This window comes from Fictibacillus marinisediminis, from assembly GCF_023149135.1.
Taxonomy (GTDB): Bacteria; Bacillota; Bacilli; order Bacillales; family Fictibacillaceae; genus Fictibacillus_C; species Fictibacillus_C marinisediminis.
This window is the reverse complement of sequence record NZ_JAIWJX010000002.1, coordinates 3,530,800-3,554,466: the sequence shown is the minus strand read 5'-3', so window position 1 is coordinate 3,554,466 and position 23,667 is coordinate 3,530,800. Positions and strand designations below refer to the sequence as shown.

Sequence of the window (23,667 nt, the reverse complement as noted above, 5' to 3'; positions counted from 1 at the left end):
GCACCGGTTTTACACACTTGTGTAATCTCGGTGCCTGGCACCCTTTACTTATTTTTTCATGTCTAGTTCAATCATCCCGTCTTTTAGCAAATATTAGTAACTTAGTCTAGTACCTCCATCCCTTTATCTTTTTTACAATAGAAAGACAGAGATTGAGCAGGCGGTGATGTCGTGATTTTTGATAAGCAGAAATACAGGATGCAGGCAGAGATGCTGGATTGGTATTCGCATAAAGTGAATGAATTGATGCAAAAGCTCGACCAGCTTAGATGGGATCGAAACCGTGTGCTGACAAACGCTGATACATGGGAAAGCAAAAGCAAAGCCACTTACCTGCAAATCATGTCAGAAGCAGCAAGCACTCACTTTGCTTCGGCAAGTATAGGAGAACAATTGAAAGAAGCGTTAAAAAGAGAAGCAGCCCGGCTGAGAGAAATGGCGAATGAAATGGAAAGGCAGGAGAAGCTCGATGAGCCAAATCAACGTCAAGCCCGATGAACTCGAAGCCCTGGCCAATGATATAGAGAAATTAGAAGATCAGTGCGACGACATTCAAGATGCGTTAAAATGGAACTATAATCTCCTCCATGCAACTTACTGGGATATCGACAATACCCATGCAGGAGGACTTTACCATAGCCTTATTCAAAAACTTGATCATTATAAGGCTTTGCTGAACAATGCGCAGGAAGTCGTCAAAAGAACAGAAGCCCAGTTTCGTGAAGCCGATCAGGGATGGTTTGGCAAGGCGAAAGAATGGGGCATGGAGCTTGTCGGTGTAAACGACGTCGTCCGTATTTTTGCCGAGTACGACCCGGTAACCGGTGAAAAACTCGATGGATGGGACAGGCTTCAAGCTGTTGGCTGGACGGCGCTGACCATCTTCCCACCTGCAAAACTAGCAGGATTGGGAGGCAAAGCGATCATAAAAGGTGCAAAAGTTTTAAAGATGGGCGACAAAGCCATTGAAGCGTTCCGCGGGATGGTGAAGGTGCTGCATCCGGATGTTATAAAAAATGCGTTTCGCAGCGCTTTGAAGGGCGTCATGAACATCCCGATTTTCCCAAAGGCTCGTCGAGCTATGGAAATAGCAGGCATGCCTGGATCTGGACTTGGGTTTCATTTTGAAGAGCCCTATAAAGTGAAAGATTTGGGAAGGTTGTTTGCTAAACCAGCTGGAGATTTAATAGATAAAACTGTGGGTGGTGCAGCGAGGTATGGAGAACGGAGAATATCCGACAGTACCTACTCAAAGTTACGACGAGCATCACCTTCCTCAAAAGTGCAAAAAGAAATTAATAAAAATATTGATGAAATCATTGGAACTGAAGACTTTGCTTTACCGGGAAAAATTATTGATAAAAAGCTACATGCTGATCACATAGTATCTTTAGATAAAATAAGTAGAATGGAAGGGATTGAGAAGTTATCTTTGGAGCAACAGAAAGAAATTGCAAATTTTATAGATAACTTTGTGGGACTGAGTGAAGCTGCAAATACATCTAAAGGTTCCAAATCTTTTGAAGAATGGGTTCTCTATAAGAAAGAAAACATTTTAGTTAATCCAGAGTTTAGAGAAAAAATGATGGTTAAGGAAAAGGAATTAGTTCCCAGAATACAACAAATGATAAATGAATTTTACAAGGAGTGATTTTTATGGACAAAATTACTTTTTTAAAAGAATATCGGAAAAATATAAAGTTAGTCTCCAACGAGGAAATAGAGGCTCTTAATAAGAATGATTTACCAAATGAGTGGCTGGATATTTTTAAAGATACAAGTAATGATTCCAGAAAAAGTAGATTAATGAACCTATGGGAAAGCATTTGTGGTATGGAATTAAAAAATACCATTTCTTATTTAACTGAAAGATTGGTAGATGTTGATTTGGTATTAGATAATGATTCCTATGCTATTTTATATAGTGTACAAAGTGAAAATAATGAAATTCTTTATTATGAAGGCGGAGCTCCGGAGAGTATCTCAAAAAACTCTGAATTACAAAAACATTATTCTCACATTCCAGTTTCAGTTAAAGATTTTTATGAAAAGTTACATAACGGCTTTTTCTACTTTCCTAGTAGAGCAATGGGACTTGTTCGATTACAAAATATTTCTTGCTTTGAAAACTTTGAATGGGGAATCATAGAAGATTTAGAGGAACCTCTTGCAATTAATCTCAATTCTACATTCGGTTTCTTTGAAAATGGGATGGGAGGCTATGTTGCGATTAACATGCAAGATAACTCTGATGATAAAGCTACATTATGGTTTACAAATGATCAGCCAGAATATAATTTGAATTTTTGGGATGTTGTTGATGAGTGGATTGTTATAGGTTTACAGGACGTATAAATATTATTAATTTAGATGCTGCAATAAATAGAGGGACCACAAAATTTCCTAATCTTATCGTCCTAACGATTTTAAGGATAAAAATACTAGCTCTATATAAAAAGCCCAGGATAAAAACATCCAGGGCTTCCGTTTTAATTTTACTTAGAAAACTCACCTTCCAGCGCCTTCACAATCTCCTCCACCGACTGGCCCTGACCGCTCTGGACAGCGGCCAAAAACGCGCCTTCCACAAGGGGAACGTCCACAAATTGAATGGTTCGGTCACCGGTATAGAGCTCCAGGGCCATCTCGGCGTTCATGGTCGCTGAGCCGATGTCGGTTAAGATGATGGCGTCGTCGGTTACTGAAGAAAAAGCTTCTTCAATCCGGGAGACGTCTGTACCGATTTTTCCGCCTTCTAAGCCTGCAGCATTGTGAATTTCCACATCCGCCGCCATTTCGGCGAGCAGTTCTTTAAGACCGTCCGCTAGTTTTTCACTGTGAGATACGAGAATCAGGTTAACCATTCAGCACCTCCGCGAACTGGCGAAGCAGAAAGGAACTAGACAGGGCACCGGGATCCTGAACACCCTTGGAGGCGTCGCCGAAGTAGGAAGCTCGTCCTTTTGTTGCCTTCAATTCCTTCGTATCCCCCAATGCTTTTTCAATCACTGTCTCAAGGGGTTCATCACTCTTAAGAGCTTCGGTAAACGGCACCCATACGTCCAGCATCGTCTTTTGGCCGGCTTGAGATTTTCCGCGGGCGGCAATGCCGTCAACGGCTTCCTTAAATCCGTTGTACAACTCATCGCCTTCCACAGCATCTTTGCCGTTCCACTTGGCTGCGAATTTTACAAAAACGGTGCCGAAGAGGGGGCCGGATGCGCCGCCGACCGTTTTGATCAGGGTCATCCCGACAAGCTTGGAAAGCTCACCGAGGTCTTCAAAAGACTCCTTGTTCTGCAGTTCTTTTTTTACCGCCTGAAACCCGCGTGACATGTTGATGCCGTGGTCGCCGTCCCCAATTTCGCGGTCCAGGTCTGTGAGTTCGTCTTTTTGCTGTTCGATCTGATCTGCGGTTTGAAGCAGCGCTTTTTGCAATCCTTCTGCAGTTAATTTCATTTTATTCACCTCTCACTGGAAATCCGATTGTATTGGACGGGGCATCCAAGTACCCCAGTAATTCATCATCTACGGCAAGCAGTGTAATGGAAAATCCGTGCATCTCTAGAGCTGTCATATAATTTCCTGTATAGCTGCGTTCAATTTTATACTCTTGCTGTTCCAATTGTTCACTCACATATTTATAGGTTAGATAAAGCTCGGACACAGGGGTGCCGCCCATTCCGTTCACCATGACAGCGATTCGTTTGTCTGTTACCTCTGAAGTCAGCTTATCCAGCAGCTGAGCGACAATCTCTTTTATCGAAGAAATGGGTTTCCGCTCGATGCCTTTCTCTCCATGGATACCAATGCCGATCTCCATTTCATCTTCGTGCAGTTCAAACCCCGGTTTTCCGCTTTCCGGCATATAGCAAGGGGAGAGGGCCATTCCGATGGACCGCACTTGGCGAATCGCCTTTTCGGCGATCTCTTTTACCTCTTTTAATGGTTTTCCTGCAGCGGCTGCGGCACCGGCAATTTTATGAACGAACACCGTACCTGCAACACCGCGCCGGTCATCATGGTTCTTTATGGCGATGTCGTCGTTGACGATTACCGTTTCTGTCTGGATGCCTTCGAGTTCTGCCAATTCCCTAGCCATATCAAAGTTCATCACATCACCTGAATAGTTTTTTACAATGAGAAGGACACCAGAACCACCGTCTGCCGCCTTGATTCCTTCGAGCACCATGTCTGGCGTTGGGGAGGTGAAGATTTCTCCGCATACTGCCGCACTAAGCATGCCATCACCGACATAGCCTGCATGGGCAGGTTCGTGTCCGCTTCCTCCTCCGGAAACGAGACCAACGTGTCCTGAAGGTGTACCGCCTTTTCTTTTAATCACATTTACGCTTTCCACTTTTTCGTATTGATCGGGGTGGGAGCGTACGAGTCCGTCAACGATGTCTGATACGAATTGATTGGGATCCTGCATGAGTTTGTCCAACTTCATCTCTCCTTATCTGCTTGAAATCGAGTACGGATAAGAACCCGTTATTATAACTTTCGCTGCAATTCTGGAAAACTGTCAAGGAATTAAATCACTTACTTACTGTTCCCCGCACTCTTTTGCTTGAATCATAGAATAACAGTCTCGTAATTTAAAAACCCCTGCCGCTTAACTGACAGGGGTTAACGATCAATGGGTGCTCTCCACATCATCCATTTTGATCTCTGGGTCGTCGAGGGCTGAATGAACGCCCCAATAATAGAATATGAGTGAAAGTACGCCGGTCACCAACGTGTCCCAAGGTGCGTGGATGAGATGGTCTGCTCTCGTTCCCGGACCATAGCTGCCGACAAATGACATGGCAAGCAGGAATAAATAATAGATGATGAGCCAGCATCCGGATTTCAAATGAAGCCTGACCCTTTCTTTTGAATATGATGCTTCACGGTACGCAAAAATGAAATATAGAATAAGTGATAAAATAATGATCGGAATGATGAACGAGACAACCTTCCATTTGCTCCAATAGATCACCAGTGTTGCCCCGACAAAAGCGAGCGGAGTGACGATGTTGGCCGCTTTGAGCAAGAATGGACGCTTGAGTTCCGGCACTTTATGGCGAAGGGACATTAAGGATACTGGCCCGACGACAAAGGTTAGCGCTTTCAGCGAGGTGCTGGCATCGACCAAGTCTGCCCATGCCTGGAAACGGTAGGGAAGCATCCAGATGATGGCCAGCGCAAGTGTGAGCCAAAGGGCCGCACGCGGCAACCCGCTTTTTTTATCAATCTTCTGAAAGATTTTAAAGAAATAACCATTCTTTGCCCAGGCGAAGAGAGAGCGGGCTGTTGCTGAGAAATAGATATTCCCGGTAGCGGAAGGCGAAATGACCGCATCGACGAGCACCAGGTTGGCAAGCCATACGATCCCGAGTGCAGAAGCCAAGTCAGCCCATGGAGAGTCGAAGTGAAGGCCGCTCCAGCCCTTATCCAGCATATTTGACGGTACGGCTCCTATGTAAGCAATCTGCAGCAGCATGTAAACAAGAAGGCCGATCAGTACGGCGTAGATGATGGCAAACGGAATGCTTTTCTCCGGACGCTTCGCTTCACCGGCAAATTCGATCGGCTGGCGAAAACCGTTAAAAGCAAACACGATACCGGCTCCTGTAACGGCAGCGAATATCCCTTTAGCTCCGCCAGGCTGTGCACCGCTCACAGCGAAGTTTGAGGCATCAAAGTGCATGAACAGAACGATGATAATGATGGAAGGAACGACGAATTTAAAGACAGTAAGAAACGTATTGATCTTGCCGAATAATGCGACGCTCCAGTAATTAAGGAAAAAGAACAGAAGAATGAGACCAATCTGAACGGCAAAACCTGCGAAAGTAGGCGTTCCGTCTTTATGGCCGAGGGCGTCAAACCAGTATTCCAGGTACCCCCTGACCGCTTGCGATTCAATACTGATGACCGCTGAATAGGCCAGCATGGAGATGAATCCGATCAGAAAACCGACGATGGATCCGTGAGTGAAATCCGGATAGCGGACAAAGCCGCCTGCAACGGGGATAGCCGCGCCAAGTTCTGCATAAACAAGTCCGATGAACATGATGATGACAGCCCCGATGAGCCAGGAAATCCAGGCATAGGGTCCTGCGTATTGAGCACCGGTGGCCGCTGCATACAGCCATCCTGATCCGATAATGGAACCGAGTCCGAGAAACGTTAAGTCCAATGTGCTTAGTCTTCGTTTAAATTTACCATTGCTTTGATCTGCCGCCACTGAAGGCACCTCCTTAATTTTGGTAAAGTGTAGATATAGTAAAATTTCCCTGAAAATCAGCGGAATAAACGCTGTCCAAAATAAAAACCAGCTCTTTCAGGCATAACCTGCAGAAACTGGCTTCTTTTCTATCTTTTTATCATATTAAAATGCGCGTTCAACTGCCCCCTGATCATCGTATCCCGCAACTGTTCTTTTCTCGTTCGTTCCTCTGCCTTTTTCAGCTCCTTCCTGATTTCATGTGTCTGAACCCCGTCTTCTCTCTTGTCTGCTATGCTCATCAGCATCTCCACATCTGAAAAGGAATACTTGCGTGTGCCTTTTTCCGTACGGGCAGGAAAGATTAAATTCCGCTCTTCATAATACCGGATCTGCCTGACCGATAACCCCGTTAAGTCTTTAACCGTGCCGATGGAAATCACTTTTTTCTCTTTATATGATGAACTCTCATTAGACACCCACATCACTCCTTTATCAGTGGTGGCACGAAGTTCTTTCCATTACTATAATGTTTTCTTACCTTATTGAAAAGAAGTATGTCAGATTTTCTCACATGAGTTTTTGCTCTTCGAAAAAAGTGCGTAAGGTAATCTGACAGAATGGGAGATTTCTGTATTTTTCTTTTTTATAATAGCCTTAACCGTTCCGGGTAACAGAGGGGGGAGATCATTTTGAAAACATTGCTATGGCAGTTTGGGATCATCCTTATGGCCTTAGGAGCCGGAAACGCAGCTGCATCATTTTTTCATTTGCCGCTGTCCGGAAGTATCATTGGAATGTTTTTGCTGTTGCTTGGCCTGTTGATGGGAATCGTGAAGCTGGAATGGGTGGAAGGAGCGGCAAACTATCATCTCCGGCACATGACGCTTTTGTTTATTCCGCCTGTGGTGGGACTCCTGCTGAACTGGGGAACCGTTCATGTTCAGATATGGAAGGTGCTGCTCGTTCTTTCATTGAGCAGTTTATGTATTTTACTGGGTACAGGATTTTCTGTTGAATACTACGAAAAGCGAAAGAGGAGGAGAAATCGATGAGCATGATGTTTGGGAATGCCATGATGAGTATTGTCACAACGAGCCTTGCGTATTTGTTCGGGTTGAAGGTCTATCGCAAGTCCAATCATAACGTCTGGCTGAATCCGTTATATACGGTTACGCTGCTGCTGTTTCTTCTGCTGCCTTTTCTTCATATGGATGTAAAAACGTATGAAAAAGGAAGCTGCATCTTTTCCATTCTTCTTCAGACGGCGATTGTATCGCTTGCTATTCCTGTTTATAAACAATATCCGCTTATTAAGAAAAATATAAAGAAAATTACGGTAGGAATTGTCAGCGGCGGGCTGGCAGGAGTTGTCTCTGCATGTGCGTTTGCTGTCCTGCTCGGATTTAAAGGAAACGTGGTCGCATCCTTGCTTCCAAAAGCGGCAACCTTGCCTGTAGCTTTGTCTGTCTCGAATTCTCTTGGAGGAACAGCATCCTTAACTATTCTTTTTGTATTGTTCTCAGCCTTATTTTCGCTGATCGTCGGCCCCCGCGTGCTGGACCGATGCAACATTAAAAGTAAAACGGCACGGGGACTGGCAATGGGTGTTTCCGCACAGGCGCTCGGAGCCAACCGGTCGTTTCAATGGGGAGAAGAAGAAGGTGTAATGGGAAGCGTAGGCATGACAACCACAGCCGTTCTTGTTTCTGTTTTCATTCCAGCGGGCATGATAATAATTGCGTATCTATAAAGGAGGGTATCATCAGTATGGAACAGAAAAAGCAAGTCTTGATCAGCAAGCTGATTGATGCAGGCTACTATAAATCAGAGAACGGCCATCTGCACGAACTGAGCGTAGAGGAACTATTGAAAGAATACCAGACGCTGAAACTAAAGGCACTGTATCAGTAGAGCGTGGTGGTGGTGCCAGGCACCGCCGTTACACAAGTATGTAAAAGCGGTGCCTGGCACCACGTGCTGAAAAAGAGAAGATGGAGAGTCAATTAAACCGCCTGATCTTAGGCGGTTTTTCTTCTGCGGGTCTGTAACTTTTTCCCCATTGGTACGTATATGTGGTATGGTTTGAATAGATAAAATTACAGATTCTTACTTCTTGCCGCAGAGATTATTGGGGGTATGATGAATGGCTGAAAGAGCTGAAAAAAAGAGCCAGTCTAAAATTTTGACGGTTCTGGCTGCAATTGGTGTATTTATTCTAGGAAAATTAAAATGGGTATTTGGATTATTGAAGCTTGGAAAATTTGCAACGCTCATTTCCATGTTCCTGTCGGTCGGTGCCTACGCCGTCTTTTACGGATGGAAGTTTGCTGTTGCCCTTGTGTACCTCCTTTTTGTCCATGAGATGGGCCATTTGGTCGCCATGAAGCGAAAGGGCATACCTACCTCGTCGGCGATTTTTATCCCGTTTATGGGTGCGGTCGTGGGAATGAAAGAAATGCCCAAGAACGCAAAGGATGAAGCATTTGTAGCTTATGCCGGCCCGCTGTTCGGTTTGCTGTCCTTTTTGCCGGCGGTTTATTTGTACGAGACACAAGGATCGCCATTCTGGGGATTAGTTGTATTTTTAGGCGCGATGCTGAACCTTTTCAACCTGTTTCCGGTATCTCCGCTGGACGGGGGCCGGATTGTAGGTGTTCTTTCCACAAAATTATGGCTGATCGGGCTGATCTGTATGATTCCATACATGTTTATTTCACCTGATCCGATTATCTTTTTGATCTTCTTGTTCGGCATCGCCACGTGGTGGAGAAGAGTGAGAGAGGATTATGTCCTGCAGGAGAGCAGCCAGGCGCTGGAAATCTGCCGCAGAGAAGAAGAAAAGATTCATTCTCTCGTGGAAGACATGAGTGAATACCGGGAGCTTCCTAACTTTCCATACATCGTGGATACTTTTATCGATGAAGGAAGGGTGCAGCAGCAGCGTTTGATGCGCCAGGTACCAACAGGAAGAAATATTCCATTCTTTCATGATAAAAAACGTCTGAAAAAAGCCGCATTGCTGACGGAGCTTGAATTGCTCGCTAAACGGGAAAAATGGTTCCTGCTTATCTACAAAGATGAAGTCATGAAAGAGCGGGAGAAAGCGCGTATTCTTGCTGAGAGGTCTTTGCATCCAGAGGAAGAAACCCATTGGGAAGAGCCGGAGGGCGGACGTCCTGAAATCGTGGTTGAGGCCTATCTTTCGGCTGTGAGAGAGGAAGCAGATAAACAGCAGGAAGAGGTCGAACGGCGTAAGAATTATTATGTCGCAAACATGAAAACGAAAGTTATAGTGCTGATCCTGTATCTTGCACTCGCTGGTGTGTTATCCTACTTTGCCGTTTATGGGCATACCATCATGGAAGTCCACCGCGAGCTGCTGGGGAGATAATATTGAAAAAATTTTTTAGGTGCCAGGCACCGTCGTTACACAAGTGTGTAAACGCGGTGCCTGGCACCCTTATTTGGCACCCTTATTTATAAAAATTTCTGAATTTTCATATAAAACTTCCTCTTTAAAGCCGATAAAAAGGAAAATACAACTTTCTACAGCTTTAGGGGGATCAGAGGATGTTTAAAAAATTACAGACCAAGCTTATGGTATCAATTGGGATACTTGTTGCAGTTTCACTAGTAACAGTGTCCTTATTTACATACCGTCAGACGAGCGGTGAAATGCAGACCAATATTGAAGAGCAAGCAACAGGGGTTACAGGCCATTTGAAGAAAACCACTGAAATGTATCTGACGTTATATGGCGATACGATCGAACGATACAGCAATGACAGCCGGGTAATCAGTTATTTAACTACATTGGAAAAGAATGAAAAGAAAGGTCTTGATCAAAAGTGGCCTTTAGTGGATCAAGATTATCAATCTTTCTTAAATCTAAATAAAAATGTGGCAGTATTGTATGTAGGGGCAGCAACAAAGCAATTTAAAACATCACCAAAAATTGATCTTCCACCTGGTTTTGACCCCACTTCAAGACCGTGGTACCAAAATGCGGTGAAGCAGCCAGGTGAAATTCTGTGGACCGATCCATATGTTGATGCAAGTTCAGGAGAATACGTGGTTACGGTTGCCAAGAGTGTCATTCAACCTGGAAGCGGTAAAGTCCTGGGGGTAGTTGGCCTTGATTTAAGCTTGGCCGGTTTAAGCAAGATGATCAATGAAACGAATGTGGGATATAAAGGGTACCCGATTTTATTAGATGGAAAAGGGATTGCGCTAGTACATCCCTCACAGCCAAAGAAAAATCTTTCTAAAACAGGGTATGTAAAAAAGATGCTGGAGCGCAAAGGCGGCTTGGCACATTTTACGAGCAACAGCAGCAAATTTGATCTTTTTTACCAAACGGTAGATAAGACCCATTGGAAAATAGGAGTAGTTTACGATCAAAAAGTATTGATGGCTGGTGCTGCCAAGCAAGGTAAAATCATGTTGTTTATTACCCTGTTATCGGTTATTGCCTCGTTAATTGTTACTTACTTTCTTTCAAGGAGCATTGCAAAACCTATCAGTGAAATGAGAAATAAGATGGGATTGGTGGCAGAAGGGAACTTGACCATCAAAATGCAGGAAAAAGGGAGAGATGAGATAGCTCAGCTTACAATGCATTTTAATAAAATGGTTGGTGATATACGAGGTTTGATCAGTTCTGTTGAAACGTCTATCTTTCAAGTTACGGATTCAGCCTCAAATTTAAGTGCAATCGCAGAAGAAACGATTGCAACAAGTGATGAAGTGGCAACCGCCGTTACGGAAATTGCTGCAGGAGCTATGAAGCAAGCAGAGGATGCCGAAGAAACGAATAATAGAACACTGGAACTGGCTCATCACATTCAGCAGCTCAATAGCGAGACAGACAAGATGCTGGGCTTATCTGATCGAGCCTTTGAAGCAAATGAAACAGGTATTTCAAAGATAACTTTATTGGATGAAAAATCGGAAGAGACGAGTAATGTGCTCGAATCAATCGGCTTCGTTATTCTAGGGCTATCAGAAAAAGTACAGGAGATAGAAGAGGTTGTTCAAACCATCACCGACATATCCAATCAAACGAATCTATTAGCTCTCAACGCAAGTATTGAGGCTGCCAGGGCTGGAGAAAGCGGAAAAGGCTTTGCGGTTGTTGCGAATGAGGTCAGAAAACTGGCAGAGCAATCCAAAAACGCGACTGAGCGTATCCGCCAAACCATTGAGGGGATTGAAACGGAAACAGAACGTGTCGTTAAAGAGATGGAGAACACCAAAAACATCTCAGTTGAGCAAAAAGAGAGTGTTAAGAACACCATCGAAGCTTTTCAGTTGATCTCAAATACGGTCCTGCAAATTGTAGATTCCATCTCAGGCGTTCGTAAAGAGGTAGAATTTGTTCAATCATTTAAAGAAGAAGTTGTGGGATCCATTCAAAATATCGCTGCTGTAGCGGAACAATCTGCAGCAGCTTCAGAACAAGTCAGCGCTTCAACCGATGAACAGGTCCATGCACTTGGAAGTGTGGCTCAATCGGCAAACGAACTCAATGCAGCAAGCAGCCATTTACAGGATCAGATTAAGCACTTTAACCTCGAGTCGTAAAATTAGATATCTTACTATAGCATTCGGATGTTAAGCACTGCCTCTAAACGCTGTTAAGGCAGTGCTTTTAGCATTTTGGGGACTTATTCATTTTTTTATTCCGAAAACGATGAGCCCCAGTCCTGCCAGGATCCACAGCAGTTTGCCTGTACTGATCTTGGCGGTGATGCCGACTAGCCCCAGGGACATCGTGGAAAAGAAGATGAATGGGCCGATGATGGATAAGGTGGAATTAATCAGCAGTGCTTTTTCCACAGAATTAAAGCGGAGCATCAGGAAAGCAGCGGATACTTCACATAAGCCGGAAACCATTCGGATCAATGCCATTCCAAGGACAACCTTCTCAAACACCTGAAACATATCTTCAACCCCCATTGCGGGTGCCAGGCACCAGGATTACACACATATGTAAAAGCGGTGCCTGGCACCGTCTGCTCCATACACTATATGTTGTCCACACGGAAGTAGAAGTGAATAATATTTCCCGGATTCTTATCCATGGATTAAGAAGGATTTTTCACAAATCCGGGTGCATTTATTTAGTATTTTAAAAGAATATATCCGGAAAAAGATTATTCGACAAAACTTCTTACTATTCGCTAAATGAAGAGTTTGACAACAAATTTTTAAATATGTAATACTATGATTGTATAGGGCAACTATACAGATCGTCATGATGAAGGGATAGTGAAAGTGCATGCAAGGTAAAGTAAAATGGTTTAACGCAGAAAAAGGTTTCGGTTTTATTGAAAGAGAAGACGGAGACGATGTATTCGTACATTTCTCAGCAATCAATTCTGATGGTTACAAATCTCTTGATGAGGGCCAAGAAGTTGAGTTTGAAATCGTAGATGGAGCTCGCGGACCTCAAGCAGCTAACGTAACGAAACTATAATTTAAACTAACCGATACATCGGATAATAACCCGGCATTCACAGAATGCCGGGTTATTTATGTTCTGTTTTTTTGATGTGGTGCCAGGCACCGTCATCACACAAGTGTGTAAAAGCGGTGCCTGGCACCACTTAATGGGCACCACCTAATGGCACCGCATAAACCAATCAATACTCTTCTTCGGATTTGTGGACTTTCTTGAACTTGCCGAAGCGGGAACCAAGGAAGTAAGCGCCGAGGATGACGGCGACGAAGCCCAGGCTGATAAAGAAGCCAACGCGCTGATTCGTGTGGAGCAGGGAACCGGCGATCGTAAATGCGATCAGTGCGATTCCTAAATAAGAAGTCAGCGGGTAGGATGAAGAACGGTAATGCTCTTTCTTCGCACCGATCTGCTTTCTTTTTTTAATATGAGAGGCCAGGATAATCAGCCAGTTCAAAATAAGCATGATGCCTGCAGAGGTGGTCATGTATTCATAAACGGTATCCGGAAGCAAAAAGGAAAACAGCACGGAGATGGCAAGCCCGATACCGCTGAGCATCAGCGCTCCTGCCGCTACGCCTCGACTGTTTTTCTTCTGCAGGCGCCCCGGTGCGTCACCGTCTTTAGCCAGTGAAACCATGATGCTGGTAATGGAGAACAGCGCACCGACCATCGTGGAGAATGCGGCGCTGATTAATATGACGTTAAAGATACTGTCCAAATAGGGAATCGGGAAATGGGACAGTGCTTTGACAAACGGACTTTTATCCTCATTGATCACCCTAAAAGAGACCATCATCAGGATAAAGAAAATACTGATGGCGTACATCACGGTTAAAGCGATGACAAGAAACGTGCCGGCTTTTGGCACGTCTTTTTTATTTCGTAATTCGGTAGATAAAACGCCGAGAACTTCAATGCCGCCATAGGAAAACAAAATAAAGATCATCGCGGACCAGAAGCCGGAAAAACCGTTCGGGAACCAGCCGCCGGAAAAGGAGGATGACGACAGTCCATCATGGACGGCCCCCGGTGATATCACCCCGGTTACTGCCAATGCGCCAAATCCGATAAAGGCAACGAGAGTAGATATTTTGATGACTGCAAAAAAAGATTCAATGCTGCCAAAGTTTTTTACGCCAAGAAGGTTAATTCCAAGAGCCAGCACAGAATACACAACGGATAAAAGCCATAGAGGCACATGTGGAAGCCAGAGCTGTGTAAAGATGGCCAGAGCCGTTACCTCACTGGACATGATCAGTACGCCTGCCGTCCAATAAATCCATCCGCTCATAAAACCGGCCGGGTGGCCGAATGCCTGGCCGGCGTATGTCCGGAATGAACCGGGCTGCGGATCCTGCACCGTCATCTCTGCCAGGGCGCTGAATACAAAATAGGCAGTCAGGCCTGCGAGAACATAACCGATCAGAACCGAGGGGCCAGCTGAATGGATGGAAAGGCCTGAACCCAGAAAAAATCCAGCTCCAATGACTGATCCGATCCCGATCAGTGAGAGCTGCCACCAGGCAAGCTTATGGGACTTGCCTTTTTCAACCTTGCCCTTTTGCACATTTTTAACACTTTGTTTTACAACATTTTGATTATGCACGGTCATCCCTCCTGATTTATACATACCCATTGTTCCCGGAACCTATCTCTTCCATAAATGTAAAAGCAAAATGAGAGATATGTCGATAAAGTAAATTTTTTGTCAAGAGATTTTTAAGTTTACGAAGGAATTGATAAAGGGTATATCGAAATATATATACATCACGGAAGGAGGAGTTAAGATATGCAATATAACATTCGTGGAGAAAACATTGAGGTGACTCCAGCTTTAAGGGAGTATGTGGAAAAGAAAGTTGCTAAACTTCAACGCTATTTTAACGAAACTCCGAACACTGACGCGCATGTCAACTTAAAGGTCTATAACAATGACCAATCTGTTGAGGTGACCATCCCTATGACAGGGTTGCTGCTCCGTGCTGAGGAAAGTCATACGGATATGTATGCTGCAATCGACCTCGTGATTGAAAAACTAGAGCGTCAGATTCGTAAACATAAAACGAAGGTGAACCGCCGTTCCAAACAAAACGGAGGCATTCATGAAATGATTGCCAACAGTGCAGATGCAACAACAACTTTAGTCATTGATGACGAAGAGGAAGACGAGTTTGAAATCGTCCGTGAAAAACGATTTGATTTAAAACCGATGGATACTGAAGAAGCCATCTTACAGATGGATCTGCTGGGCCACAACTTTTTCGTATATAATCATGCGGAAACCGGTACTACAAACGTGGTGTACAAACGCAGAGATGGAAGATATGGCTTGATCAGCCCAGAATAACTTTTTACTTTTACTAAAAAAAAAAAATCAGCCGGCTCGAGGGACATACAGTGCCCTTTGAGCCGGCTTTTAGTTTGCCTGCCTTTTCCTTATTCCTGATTTCATTAGAGGACTTTTGCTGCTCGGCAAGAAATGAGAAAGAAAGAAAATAAATTGGGGGATCCACATGCTATCAGAAAAACAGCTGTCAGATATCAAAAAACTTCAGCAGCAATGCGAATCAGATGAAAAGCTGCAATTAAAGCTGAACTGGGACATGCTTGAACAGCGGACTGATGAGAGAAAGGAGGATTTTTTTCATTATGAGGCAGGTGAGTTAACTGCTTTTATTGGCATTTACGGCTTTGGAAATAAAGTAGAGCTCTGCGGGATGGTCTCACCGGAATATCGGCGAAAAGGGCTGTTCACTTCCTTGTTCAAGGAAGCGCTGGAAGCTGTTAAATACCAGGGCTATGAACAGATCCTTTTGAATGCACCAGCCAATTCGAATACAGCAAAAGAATATTTAAAAACCGTTCCGTGCCGTTTCGCGTTTTCTGAACATCAGATGAAATGGCAGCAGGGACCGATTCAGCTTGAAGATGGGGTCACGTTAAGGGCGTCCCGTCCAGAAGATCTGATGTTTGAAGTACAGATTGATGTTGACTGTTTTGGGTTTAACCATGAAAAGGCAAAAGACTACAACCATCGAATAAAAAATGATGATAAACAGCAATTCTACATCATTGAGACTGATGGAAAAGCGGCAGGAAAAGTACGAGTGGCAGCTGATTCTGGCGAAGCTTGGATTTATGGTTTTGCGGTTAATCCCGCGGAACAGGGAAAAGGGATCGGCCGAAAGACACTGAAGACCATTATCGCAGCTCAGAACGCGATGGGAAATTCGGTCTTTCTGGAAGTGGAAGCGAAAAATAACCATGCCTTGAAGCTTTATGAAGCTTGCGGTTTTAAAGCGTACTACACTCAGGATTATTATCGTTTATCCAATTGATTGATCTGTTGAACACTCATTGTATTTTTCTGCAATAATGCCTATAATTTACATGATCATGATAAAGGGGATATTAACTATGAAGAGTATTTTAAAGACTTACCGTTTTCCGCTCATTCTTCTGCTGTCGATCGTCATCGGAAGCCTCATCGGTTTTACGGAAGGCAAGGATGCAGCCGTATTAAAACCGTTTGGTGATATATTTTTGAATGCGATGTTTATGATCGTCGTACCGCTCGTTTTCTTTTCCATTTCATCAGCCATTGCCTCTATGGGAGGAGTCAAGCGGTTCGGAAAAGTGATGGGCTCAATGATGGTCGTTTTCCTCTTTACAGGAGTCGTTGCTTCCGTGATAGCCATGGCAGGAGTAAAGCTTTACTCGCCATCTAAAGGAGTTAACATTGATCTTGTAAAACCTGAAGATGCTGCGGACAAGGTGTCGTTGGGTGACCAGATTGTCCAAACATTAACCGTTTCTGATTTCTCTGAGCTGTTTTCACGTAATAACATGCTCGCTCTCATCCTATTTTCTGTGTTGATGGGAGTAGCCGTTTCTATGATCGGTGAAAAAGGAAAACCATTCGCGAACTTCCTGAAATCAGGAAGCGAAGTGATGCTAAAGATGGTCAGCCTCGTCATGTATTATGCGCCGATTGGTCTTGGTGCTTATTTTGCAGCCTTAATCGGAGAGTTCGGACCGACGCTTCTTGGATCTTATTTCCGCGCGGTTCTGTATTACTACCCGCTTGCTATTATTTATTTCTTTGGATTTTTCTCGCTGTATGCGTTTATGGCCAGTGGAAAAGAAGGTGTCCGTCATTTCTGGAAAAACATGCTTTCTCCATCGCTAACGGCCCTTGCCACTTGCAGCTCGGCCGCTTCTATTCCGGTTAACCTGGCGGCCTCCAAAAAGATGGGTGTGCCACACGATATCAGTGAAACGGCCATTCCACTGGGAGCGACACTTCATAAAGACGGCTCAGTAATGGGCGGTGTCCTGAAGATCACTTTCTTGTTCGGGATCTTTGGACATAATTTCTCTGGGATCGGTACGTACCTTCTTGTTCTTGTCGTTTCTTTATTGGTAGGAATGGTCATGGGTGCGATTCCGCAAGGCGGGATGATCGGTGAAATGCTGATTCTTTCACTCTTCGGGTTCCCGGTTGAAGCCTTGCCGATCGCCGCTGCGATCAGTACGATTATCGATCCGCCGGCTACCCTGCTGAATGCAACTGGAGATAATGTGGCCAGCATGCTGACAGCACGACTTGTAGAAGGCAAAAAGAGTATGAAAGAAACCGTCATGAAACTTGGAGAACAAAAAGGAGCGTAACAGCTCAGGGCACAGCCATGGAGGCTGTGCTTTTTTGTAGGTTATCATGCGTTTAAAAGGACAGCAGGGAGTGTATCCTTAAGGATGAAAGGACAGTGACTTTGCCAATTTAGCGTTAGCTTGTGTTACGGCTTTTTGTAAATTCTTTTACATTTCCACCATTCAATCCATTTTTCTTTATACTGAGAAACAGAGAGTTTGTGAAAGGACGTGCGAAAAATTGAATTGACAGTTGAAGAGATTTCAGCTTTCTTGTCGTAAAATTCACAAACTGATAGAATAAGTAATAGCACTTATTTCCTGAACAGAGGAGCGTTAGCAGATGATAGGATTGCTTAAAAAGATTTTTCCAAGTACGAACGATCGAAATTTAAATAGATACCAGAAGATCGCTGATCAGGTAGATGGACTGGGGGATGCTCTTAAAGGTCTTTCCGAGGATGAACTTCGTCAAAAAACGGAGGAATTCAGAGAGCGCATCGCCAAAGGGGAATCTCTGGATGCCCTTCTTCCTGAGGCGTTTGCGGTTGTCAGAGAAGCGGCAGAACGTGTACTCGGAATGCGTCCGTATCCTGTTCAAATCATGGGGGCGACTGCACTTCATGAAGGAAACATTTCTGAAATGAAAACCGGTGAAGGTAAAACACTCGTTGCGACGATGCCTGTTTATTTGAATGCCCTTGAAGGCAAAGGCGTTCACGTGGTCACAGTCAATGAATACCTTGCCCGCCGTGACTCCGAATTGATGAGTCCTCTGTATAATTTTCTTGGTCTTTCGGTTGGACTGAACATCTCCAACCTCTCCAGAGAAGAAAAGCAGGAAGCGTATGCAGCTGACATCACGTACGGTACAAACAACGAATATGGCTTTGATTATCTCCGTGACAACATGGTTGTTTATAAAGAACAAATGGTTCAGCGTCCGTTGAACTATGCCATCGTCGATGAGGTGGACTCCATTCTTATTGACGAAGCCCGTACACCGCTGATCATTTCGGGTTCAGCTCAAAAGTCTACGGAAATGTACATGATGGCCAACATGTTTGTCCGCACGCTGAAAAAAGAAGAAGATTACACCGTTGATGTGAAGACGAAAAACGTTCAGCTCACAGAAGATGGGATTACAAAAGCAGAAAAATATTTTAATATTGATAACTTGTATGATTATAACCACGTTACCCTGAACCACCATATCAACCAGGCGCTTAAAGCAAATATCATTATGATTCTTGATGTGGATTACGTTGTTCAGGACGGCGAAGTTGTCATCGTTGACCCGTTCACCGGCCGGCTGATGGCAGGCCGCCGCTACAGCGAAGGTCTCCACCAGGCGATTGAAGCAAAAGAAGGTCTGGAAATTCAGCGCGAGAGCATGACGCTTGCAACGATTACTTTCCAAAACTACTTCCGTATGTACAATAAGCTTTCCGGTATGACGGGTACAGCAAAAACGGAAGAAGAAGAATTCCGCAACATTTACAATATGGAAGTTGTCGCGATTCCGACGAACCGTCCGATTGCTCGTGAAGATAACTCCGATTTTGTTTATAAATCAATGGCAGGCAAATTCCGCGCCATCGTTAAAGAAATTCAGGAACGCCATGTGACCGGACAGCCGATCCTCGTCGGTACGGTTGCGGTTGAAACCTCTGAGCTTCTTTCACAAATGCTTCGCAAAAAAGGGATTCCGCATAATGTTTTGAATGCGAAAAACCACGAGCGTGAAGCAGAAATCATTGAAAATGCAGGCCAGGCCGGCATGGTTACCATCGCCACAAACATGGCGGGCCGTGGTACGGATATCAAGCTTGGAGAAGGTGTCCGTGAACTTGGAGGCCTCCATATTTTAGGTACAGAACGCCATGAATCACGCCGTATCGATAACCAGCTCCGCGGACGTTCCGGACGTCAGGGAGATCCAGGCTCTTCGCAATTCTACATCTCCATGGAAGATGAGCTGATGCGCCGATTCGGTTCAGATAACATGATGAACATGATGGAACGTCTTGGCATGGATGAAGATACGCCAATTGAAAGCAAGCTCGTCACAAAAGCGGTTGAATCTGCGCAAAAACGAGTTGAAGGATCCAACTTTGATGCTCGTAAGCAGCTTCTTCAATATGACGATGTTATGCGCCAGCAGCGTGAGATCATCTACAAACAGCGCCAGGAAGTGCTTGATGCTGAAAATTTAGGTAACATCGTTCTTAGAATGGTGGATTCGGTTATTGACCGTATCGTTAAAGCACATACTGCTGACGAAACGGTTCAGGAAGAATGGGATCTTGCTGAGATTGTAAATTACGCTGCCGCTACTTTCCTAAATGAAGATGACGTGACAGTCAAAGAGCTTGAAGGACTGGATCAGGAAGAAATCATCGAGCTTCTGGAAGAAAAAGCGCACCACGCGTTTGCTGAGAAAGAATCGATGATCGAGCCAGAACATATGCGTGAGTTTGAAAAAGCGGTCATCCTGCGTTCTGTTGACTCCAAATGGATGGATCACATTGACCAGATGGAACAGCTTCGCCAAGGGATTCACCTTCGTGCATACGGACAAAACGATCCACTTCGCGAGTATCAGTTTGAAGGATTTGAGATGTTCGAGGCCATGATTGCTGCGATTGAAGAAGAAGTCGCAATGTACATCATGAAAGCTCAAGTGGAGCAGAACATGCAGCGTGAGCAAGTGGCTGAAGGCAAAGCGGTTGTTCCTAGCGATAAGCAGGAGACCAAGCGACAGCCAGTTAAAAAGAAACAGGATATCGGCCGAAACGCCTTATGCCCATGCGGCAGCGGCAAAAAATATAAACAATGTCACGGTGCAGCGGAGAATTAATCCCGCCTAGGTGATATAATAAAGGAAGAAGCAGGAGAGTCGGGTTTTAAGGCTCTCTTTGCTGTGTTTTTTTCACACAGCAAAACAACATATACTCACGATTGGGATATAACCAAAAACACGAGGTGGCAGAATGGAATTAGTAGAGATTAAGCAGGAACTGAACATTATGGCTAAGCGATTAGCGGACTTCAGGGGGTCTCTTTGACCTCGATAACAAGAAGGCAAAGATAGCAGAGCTCGATGAAAAAATGAGCGCACCGGCATTCTGGGATGACCAGAACGCTGCGCAAACGGTCATCAGTGAAGCCAACGGGCTGAAAGAGCAAGTGAACCAGTTCGAAGATTTAAACGGACGTTACGAAGATCTTGAAGTCGCACATGAAATGCTGAAGGAAGAACCCGATGCTGACATGCAGAAGGAACTTGAGCGCGATTTAAAAGAACTGTCCAATGCTTTAAATACATTTGAGCTTTCTCTTCTTTTAAACCAGCCATACGACAGCAACAATGCGATACTCGAACTTCACCCGGGGGCTGGGGGGACCGAGTCACAGGACTGGGCTTCCATGCTTCTCCGCATGTACACACGCTACGCGGAACGGAAAGGGTTCAAGGTAGAAACGCTGGATTACCTGCCTGGAGATGAAGCGGGTGTGAAAAGCGTAACGCTTGGCATTAAAGGCCACAACGCATACGGTTATTTAAAAGCGGAAAAAGGAGTTCACCGCTTGGTCAGGATCTCTCCATTTGACTCATCGGGACGCCGGCATACGTCGTTCGTATCATGCGATGTCGTTCCAGAGATCAATGATGATTCTGAAATTGATGTTCGTACCGAAGATTTAAAAGTGGATACGTACCGGGCCAGCGGAGCAGGCGGCCAGCACGTTAACACGACGGACTCCGCCGTTCGGATTACCCATATTCCTACAAACACCGTCGTATCGTGCCAAACCGAGCGCTCACAGATCAAGAACCGTGACCGTGCGATGAAAATGCTGAAAGCGAAACTTCTTCAGCGGAAGATTGAAGAGCAGCAGGCAGAATTGGCTGAAATCCGCGGAGAACAAAAAGAGATCGGGTGGGGAAGCCAGATTCGTTCCTACGTTTTCCATCCATACAGCCTCGTAAAAGACCACCGTACCAATACGGAGATGGGGAACGTTCAAGCAGTTATGGACGGAGACATCGAAAGCTTTATCGACGCGTATCTGCGTTCTAAAATTTAATAGGATAAGGGAAAAGGCTGGTCCTGGGTGGGCCGGCCTTTTTTTTGTATTTGTTTTTATGAAAATGATGCGTTTTGCAAGTAAACCTTGTCGAACCGCAAGTAAGTCATGTCGAATCGCAAGTAAACATAGCATTTTCGCAAGTAACTCGAACCGAACTGCAAGTAAAGCGTGTCGAACCGCAAATAACGGCACGAGTATGTAATTATTGCAGAGGCAAGGCCTCATCAGCGCCGGGCACATTGCGCTGAAGTATTTCGATCTCATGCTCCAGGTGGGATATATAGTGTTCCATCTGCTCAAAACGCTGGAGTACGGCGGAATGGTAGTTTTCCATTCCTTGATCAAGCTTATTGAAATTGGCTTCAATGATTTCAATTTTAGCTTGATAACGGTCGAGTCTGCCGAGTGCTTCCTCCATACGCTGCAAAAGGAGGAGATACAGCTTTTTTTCATCCATCTCTATTTTTATCCCCTTTCCAGTCCCTCAATATGTTGTTACTAGTTTAACGGAAAGCTGTCTGAATTTGTAAAAAACCGTTCGACAAAAGAAAGCCCGCCAGGTTCCCGGAAGCAGACCGGACGTGGCGGGATGATGGATTATTCATTATCTTTTGCGGATAAAAGATGGTTGAGATCTTCAGTCAGGTCAGTTAACGATTGTGAGATTTCCAATACGTGCTGAACAGTCTCAAGCTGCTCTTTAGAAGCTTCTTGTATGGAGCTGTTGGCTTGAGCGGCTTTTTTCGAGATGGAGGTCATCTCACTGACGGCTGAAGCGTAGGGGCGCCATTCTGAATATCTTCGTGAGAGGTATGGTTGGATTCAAGAATTTGCTCTAACACCTTGCCGGTTTGATGGACGGAATCGATACCGAGGCTTACCTCTTTTGTTCCCTCCTTTATCTAACAGTTAAAAATATAATCGAAAATTCAATTTTATTCCTTTACCGCGTCATCGGGATCGCGTTCACAGGGCAGACTAGTAGTGATATAATGATTCGGGTTTTACCATTTTACGAACTTAGGTGGTTTAGAAAGTAGGGTAATGTAGCAATGATGACAGCTTTGCGAAGACGTAATGGGGTTTTGCCGCCAAAGGCAGAGCTCGCTTTGGAATATATATTTGTGGTGATCGGTTCGGCCTTTGTAGCGCTTGCCTTTTCTGTGTTTTTGCTGCCGAACAAGATTGCTTCCGGCGGAGTGAGCGGGATCAGTACCATCTTAAAATGGGTGGTAGGCTGGGATCCGTCGATTGTCCAATGGGCACTTAACATTCCGCTATTTTTTGCCGGTATAATTTTTCTCGGAAGGCAGTTTGGCGCTAAAACACTCGTCGGCACTGTTGTTTTACCCCTCTTCGTTTTAGTATTCAGCGGTTGGGGACCAGCTACGAACGATCCGCTGCTTGGTGCGTTATTCGGAGGATTGGGTGTTGGAGCCGGATTGGGCATCGTATTCCGAGGAAAAGCATCAACAGGCGGTGTTGACTTGCTGGCGCAGATCCTTCACAAATATGCCGGAATCTCCCTCGGGACATGCATTCTGTTTATTGATGGAACGATAGTTTGTACATCCGCTCTTGTTTTCGGTCTTGAAAAAGCTCTTTACGCTTTGATCGCCATGTTCCTGACGGCAAAAACCATTGACGTTGTGCAAATGGGGCTTGGTGTATCTAAAGTGGCGCTGATCATCTCGGATCAGGAGGAAGAAATGCGCCAAGGGATTCTAACCGAGATCTACAGAGGTGTAACAAAGATCAATGCGTTCGGTGGATATACACAGGATGAGCGTCCGATGCTCATGTGTGTAGTCGCTCAATATGAGGTGACCAAACTAAAGCAATTTGTCAAAAGTATAGATCCTGCTGCGTTCATTATCCTGTTGAACGCCAATGAAGTTCTGGGCGAAGGATTTAAGCGTGCATAATCGATAAAAAACACACCGGTGAGCAAATTGCTCGCCGGTTTTTTTATGAAAAGACTGAGAAATCATGGATTTTGTCCAATTTCATGAAATGTACCGACATGATAACAGAAAAAAATACGAATGGGTATGTTTGTCGGCTAAGCAAATAGCAGTGATTTTTTGGAACATTACAGCTTGAGTAAAATCGTAAATAACAGTTATTCTCCAACCGCTGGCAGAAAAATGCGAATAATGTCGTAATATATTTGTCGAAAAGCTGTAAAGATAGTGAAAAAGTCACTTGTTATTCGAAAATAACGTCGTAACTTGAAATGAAA

24 protein-coding genes are annotated in these 23,667 nt (G+C 44.6%); 15 read left to right on the top strand and 9 right to left on the bottom strand.

Annotated elements, in window-relative coordinates; all coding sequences use genetic code 11:
• Positions 1-171: 171 nt before the first annotated feature.
• The 3 genes from LCY76_RS18970 to LCY76_RS18960 are packed head-to-tail and all read left to right on the top strand — an operon-like array spanning position 172 to position 2,355.
• A complete protein-coding gene (locus LCY76_RS18970; protein WP_248253913.1) occupies positions 172-498 on the top strand; it encodes a hypothetical protein in 327 nt (108 codons plus the stop codon).
• Complete coding sequence (locus LCY76_RS18965; protein WP_248253912.1) at positions 470-1,651, top strand: pre-toxin TG domain-containing protein; 1,182 nt, start codon at positions 470-472, stop codon at positions 1,649-1,651. Before LCY76_RS18970 ends, LCY76_RS18965 begins: the two co-directional genes overlap by 29 nt.
• Positions 1,652-1,656: 5 nt before the next feature.
• A complete protein-coding gene (locus tag LCY76_RS18960) occupies positions 1,657-2,355 on the top strand; it encodes an SMI1/KNR4 family protein (protein ID WP_248253911.1) in 699 nt (232 codons plus the stop codon).
• A gap of 140 nt (positions 2,356-2,495) precedes the next feature.
• On the opposite strand, the gene dhaM is transcribed toward LCY76_RS18960, so the two are convergent.
• From dhaM to LCY76_RS18935, 5 genes are all read right to left on the bottom strand, one after another.
• The gene (gene dhaM, locus LCY76_RS18955; protein WP_248253910.1) at positions 2,496-2,864 is read right to left on the bottom strand and encodes a dihydroxyacetone kinase phosphoryl donor subunit DhaM; all 369 of its coding nucleotides are present in this window, start codon (positions 2,862-2,864) and stop codon (positions 2,496-2,498) included.
• The gene (gene dhaL / locus LCY76_RS18950) at positions 2,857-3,459 is read right to left on the bottom strand and encodes a dihydroxyacetone kinase subunit DhaL (RefSeq protein ID WP_248253909.1); all 603 of its coding nucleotides are present in this window, start codon (positions 3,457-3,459) and stop codon (positions 2,857-2,859) included. Before dhaL ends, dhaM begins: the two co-directional genes overlap by 8 nt.
• Before the next feature lies 1 nt (position 3,460).
• The gene (dhaK, locus tag LCY76_RS18945) at positions 3,461-4,447 is read right to left on the bottom strand and encodes a dihydroxyacetone kinase subunit DhaK (protein ID WP_248253908.1); all 987 of its coding nucleotides are present in this window, start codon (positions 4,445-4,447) and stop codon (positions 3,461-3,463) included.
• A 192-nt stretch (positions 4,448-4,639) separates the two neighbouring features.
• Positions 4,640-6,235 (bottom strand): APC family permease, encoded by a 1,596-nt coding sequence (locus tag LCY76_RS18940; RefSeq protein ID WP_248253907.1) that lies wholly within the window; start codon positions 6,233-6,235, stop codon positions 4,640-4,642.
• 128 nt (positions 6,236-6,363) lie between these two features.
• Positions 6,364-6,693, bottom strand: coding sequence for a MerR family transcriptional regulator (locus tag LCY76_RS18935; protein ID WP_053357005.1), 330 nt, complete (start codon positions 6,691-6,693; stop codon positions 6,364-6,366).
• A gap of 213 nt (positions 6,694-6,906) precedes the next feature.
• On the opposite strand from LCY76_RS18935, the gene LCY76_RS18930 reads away from it, so the two are divergent.
• The 5 genes from LCY76_RS18930 to LCY76_RS18910 all read left to right on the top strand — a co-directional run bounded on the left by LCY76_RS18930 (position 6,907) and on the right by LCY76_RS18910 (position 11,800).
• Positions 6,907-7,269, top strand: a complete 363-nt coding sequence (locus LCY76_RS18930; RefSeq protein ID WP_248253906.1) for a CidA/LrgA family protein — start codon at positions 6,907-6,909, stop codon at positions 7,267-7,269.
• The gene (locus tag LCY76_RS18925) at positions 7,266-7,967 is read left to right on the top strand and encodes an LrgB family protein (protein WP_248253905.1); all 702 of its coding nucleotides are present in this window, start codon (positions 7,266-7,268) and stop codon (positions 7,965-7,967) included. Before LCY76_RS18930 ends, LCY76_RS18925 begins: the two co-directional genes overlap by 4 nt.
• A gap of 17 nt (positions 7,968-7,984) precedes the next feature.
• The gene (locus LCY76_RS18920) at positions 7,985-8,128 is read left to right on the top strand and encodes a Fur-regulated basic protein FbpA (protein ID WP_082683571.1); all 144 of its coding nucleotides are present in this window, start codon (positions 7,985-7,987) and stop codon (positions 8,126-8,128) included.
• Between the two features lie 232 nt (positions 8,129-8,360).
• Complete coding sequence (locus LCY76_RS18915) at positions 8,361-9,608, top strand: site-2 protease family protein (RefSeq protein ID WP_248253904.1); 1,248 nt, start codon at positions 8,361-8,363, stop codon at positions 9,606-9,608.
• A gap of 179 nt (positions 9,609-9,787) precedes the next feature.
• Positions 9,788-11,800, top strand: a complete 2,013-nt coding sequence (locus LCY76_RS18910) for a methyl-accepting chemotaxis protein (RefSeq protein ID WP_248253903.1) — start codon at positions 9,788-9,790, stop codon at positions 11,798-11,800.
• Between the two features lie 87 nt (positions 11,801-11,887).
• Here LCY76_RS18910 and LCY76_RS18905 read toward each other — a convergent pair whose 3' ends face one another.
• Positions 11,888-12,160 carry a YqhV family protein gene (locus tag LCY76_RS18905; RefSeq protein WP_248253902.1) on the bottom strand — a complete coding sequence of 91 codons (273 nt, stop codon included), beginning with the start codon at positions 12,158-12,160 and terminating at the stop codon, positions 11,888-11,890.
• Positions 12,161-12,497: 337 nt separating this feature from the next.
• Between LCY76_RS18905 and cspD the strand changes: the two genes are divergently transcribed.
• Positions 12,498-12,695 (top strand): cold-shock protein CspD, encoded by a 198-nt coding sequence (gene cspD / locus LCY76_RS18900; RefSeq protein ID WP_053357010.1) that lies wholly within the window; start codon positions 12,498-12,500, stop codon positions 12,693-12,695.
• 166 nt (positions 12,696-12,861) lie between these two features.
• Here cspD and LCY76_RS18895 read toward each other — a convergent pair whose 3' ends face one another.
• The gene (locus tag LCY76_RS18895; RefSeq protein WP_248253901.1) at positions 12,862-14,286 is read right to left on the bottom strand and encodes an amino acid permease; all 1,425 of its coding nucleotides are present in this window, start codon (positions 14,284-14,286) and stop codon (positions 12,862-12,864) included.
• A 183-nt stretch (positions 14,287-14,469) separates the two neighbouring features.
• On the opposite strand from LCY76_RS18895, the gene hpf reads away from it, so the two are divergent.
• The 5 genes from hpf to prfB all read left to right on the top strand — a co-directional run bounded on the left by hpf (position 14,470) and on the right by prfB (position 21,422).
• The gene (gene hpf, locus LCY76_RS18890; protein WP_248253900.1) at positions 14,470-15,027 is read left to right on the top strand and encodes a ribosome hibernation-promoting factor, HPF/YfiA family; all 558 of its coding nucleotides are present in this window, start codon (positions 14,470-14,472) and stop codon (positions 15,025-15,027) included.
• A 166-nt stretch (positions 15,028-15,193) separates the two neighbouring features.
• Positions 15,194-16,018 (top strand): GNAT family N-acetyltransferase, encoded by an 825-nt coding sequence (locus LCY76_RS18885; protein WP_248253899.1) that lies wholly within the window; start codon positions 15,194-15,196, stop codon positions 16,016-16,018.
• Positions 16,019-16,097: 79 nt separating this feature from the next.
• A complete protein-coding gene (locus tag LCY76_RS18880; RefSeq protein WP_248253898.1) occupies positions 16,098-17,351 on the top strand; it encodes a dicarboxylate/amino acid:cation symporter in 1,254 nt (417 codons plus the stop codon).
• A gap of 322 nt (positions 17,352-17,673) precedes the next feature.
• Positions 17,674-20,190 carry a preprotein translocase subunit SecA gene (secA, locus tag LCY76_RS18875; RefSeq protein ID WP_248253897.1) on the top strand — a complete coding sequence of 839 codons (2,517 nt, stop codon included), beginning with the start codon at positions 17,674-17,676 and terminating at the stop codon, positions 20,188-20,190.
• Between the two features lie 133 nt (positions 20,191-20,323).
• Positions 20,324-21,422 (top strand): peptide chain release factor 2 gene (gene prfB / locus LCY76_RS18870; protein WP_248253896.1). Its coding sequence is split into 2 segments (ribosomal slippage): positions 20,324-20,386 and positions 20,388-21,422, totalling 1,098 coding nucleotides; the frame shifts between segments, so codons are not numbered across the junction.
• Between the two features lie 205 nt (positions 21,423-21,627).
• Here the strand turns inward: prfB and LCY76_RS18865 are convergent.
• Together LCY76_RS18865 and LCY76_RS18860 are read right to left on the bottom strand one after the other, a co-directional pair.
• Entirely contained in the window at positions 21,628-21,882 is a 255-nt protein-coding gene (locus tag LCY76_RS18865) for a hypothetical protein (protein ID WP_248253895.1), read from the bottom strand.
• A 140-nt stretch (positions 21,883-22,022) separates the two neighbouring features.
• Positions 22,023-22,184 (bottom strand): hypothetical protein, encoded by a 162-nt coding sequence (locus tag LCY76_RS18860; protein ID WP_248253894.1) that lies wholly within the window; start codon positions 22,182-22,184, stop codon positions 22,023-22,025.
• Between the two features lie 293 nt (positions 22,185-22,477).
• Here LCY76_RS18860 and LCY76_RS18855 point away from each other — a divergent pair, with 293 nt between their 5' ends.
• On the top strand, positions 22,478-23,350 hold the full coding sequence (locus LCY76_RS18855; protein WP_248253893.1) for a YitT family protein: 873 nt from the start codon (positions 22,478-22,480) through the stop codon (positions 23,348-23,350).
• The last annotated feature ends 317 nt before the right edge of the window (positions 23,351-23,667 follow it).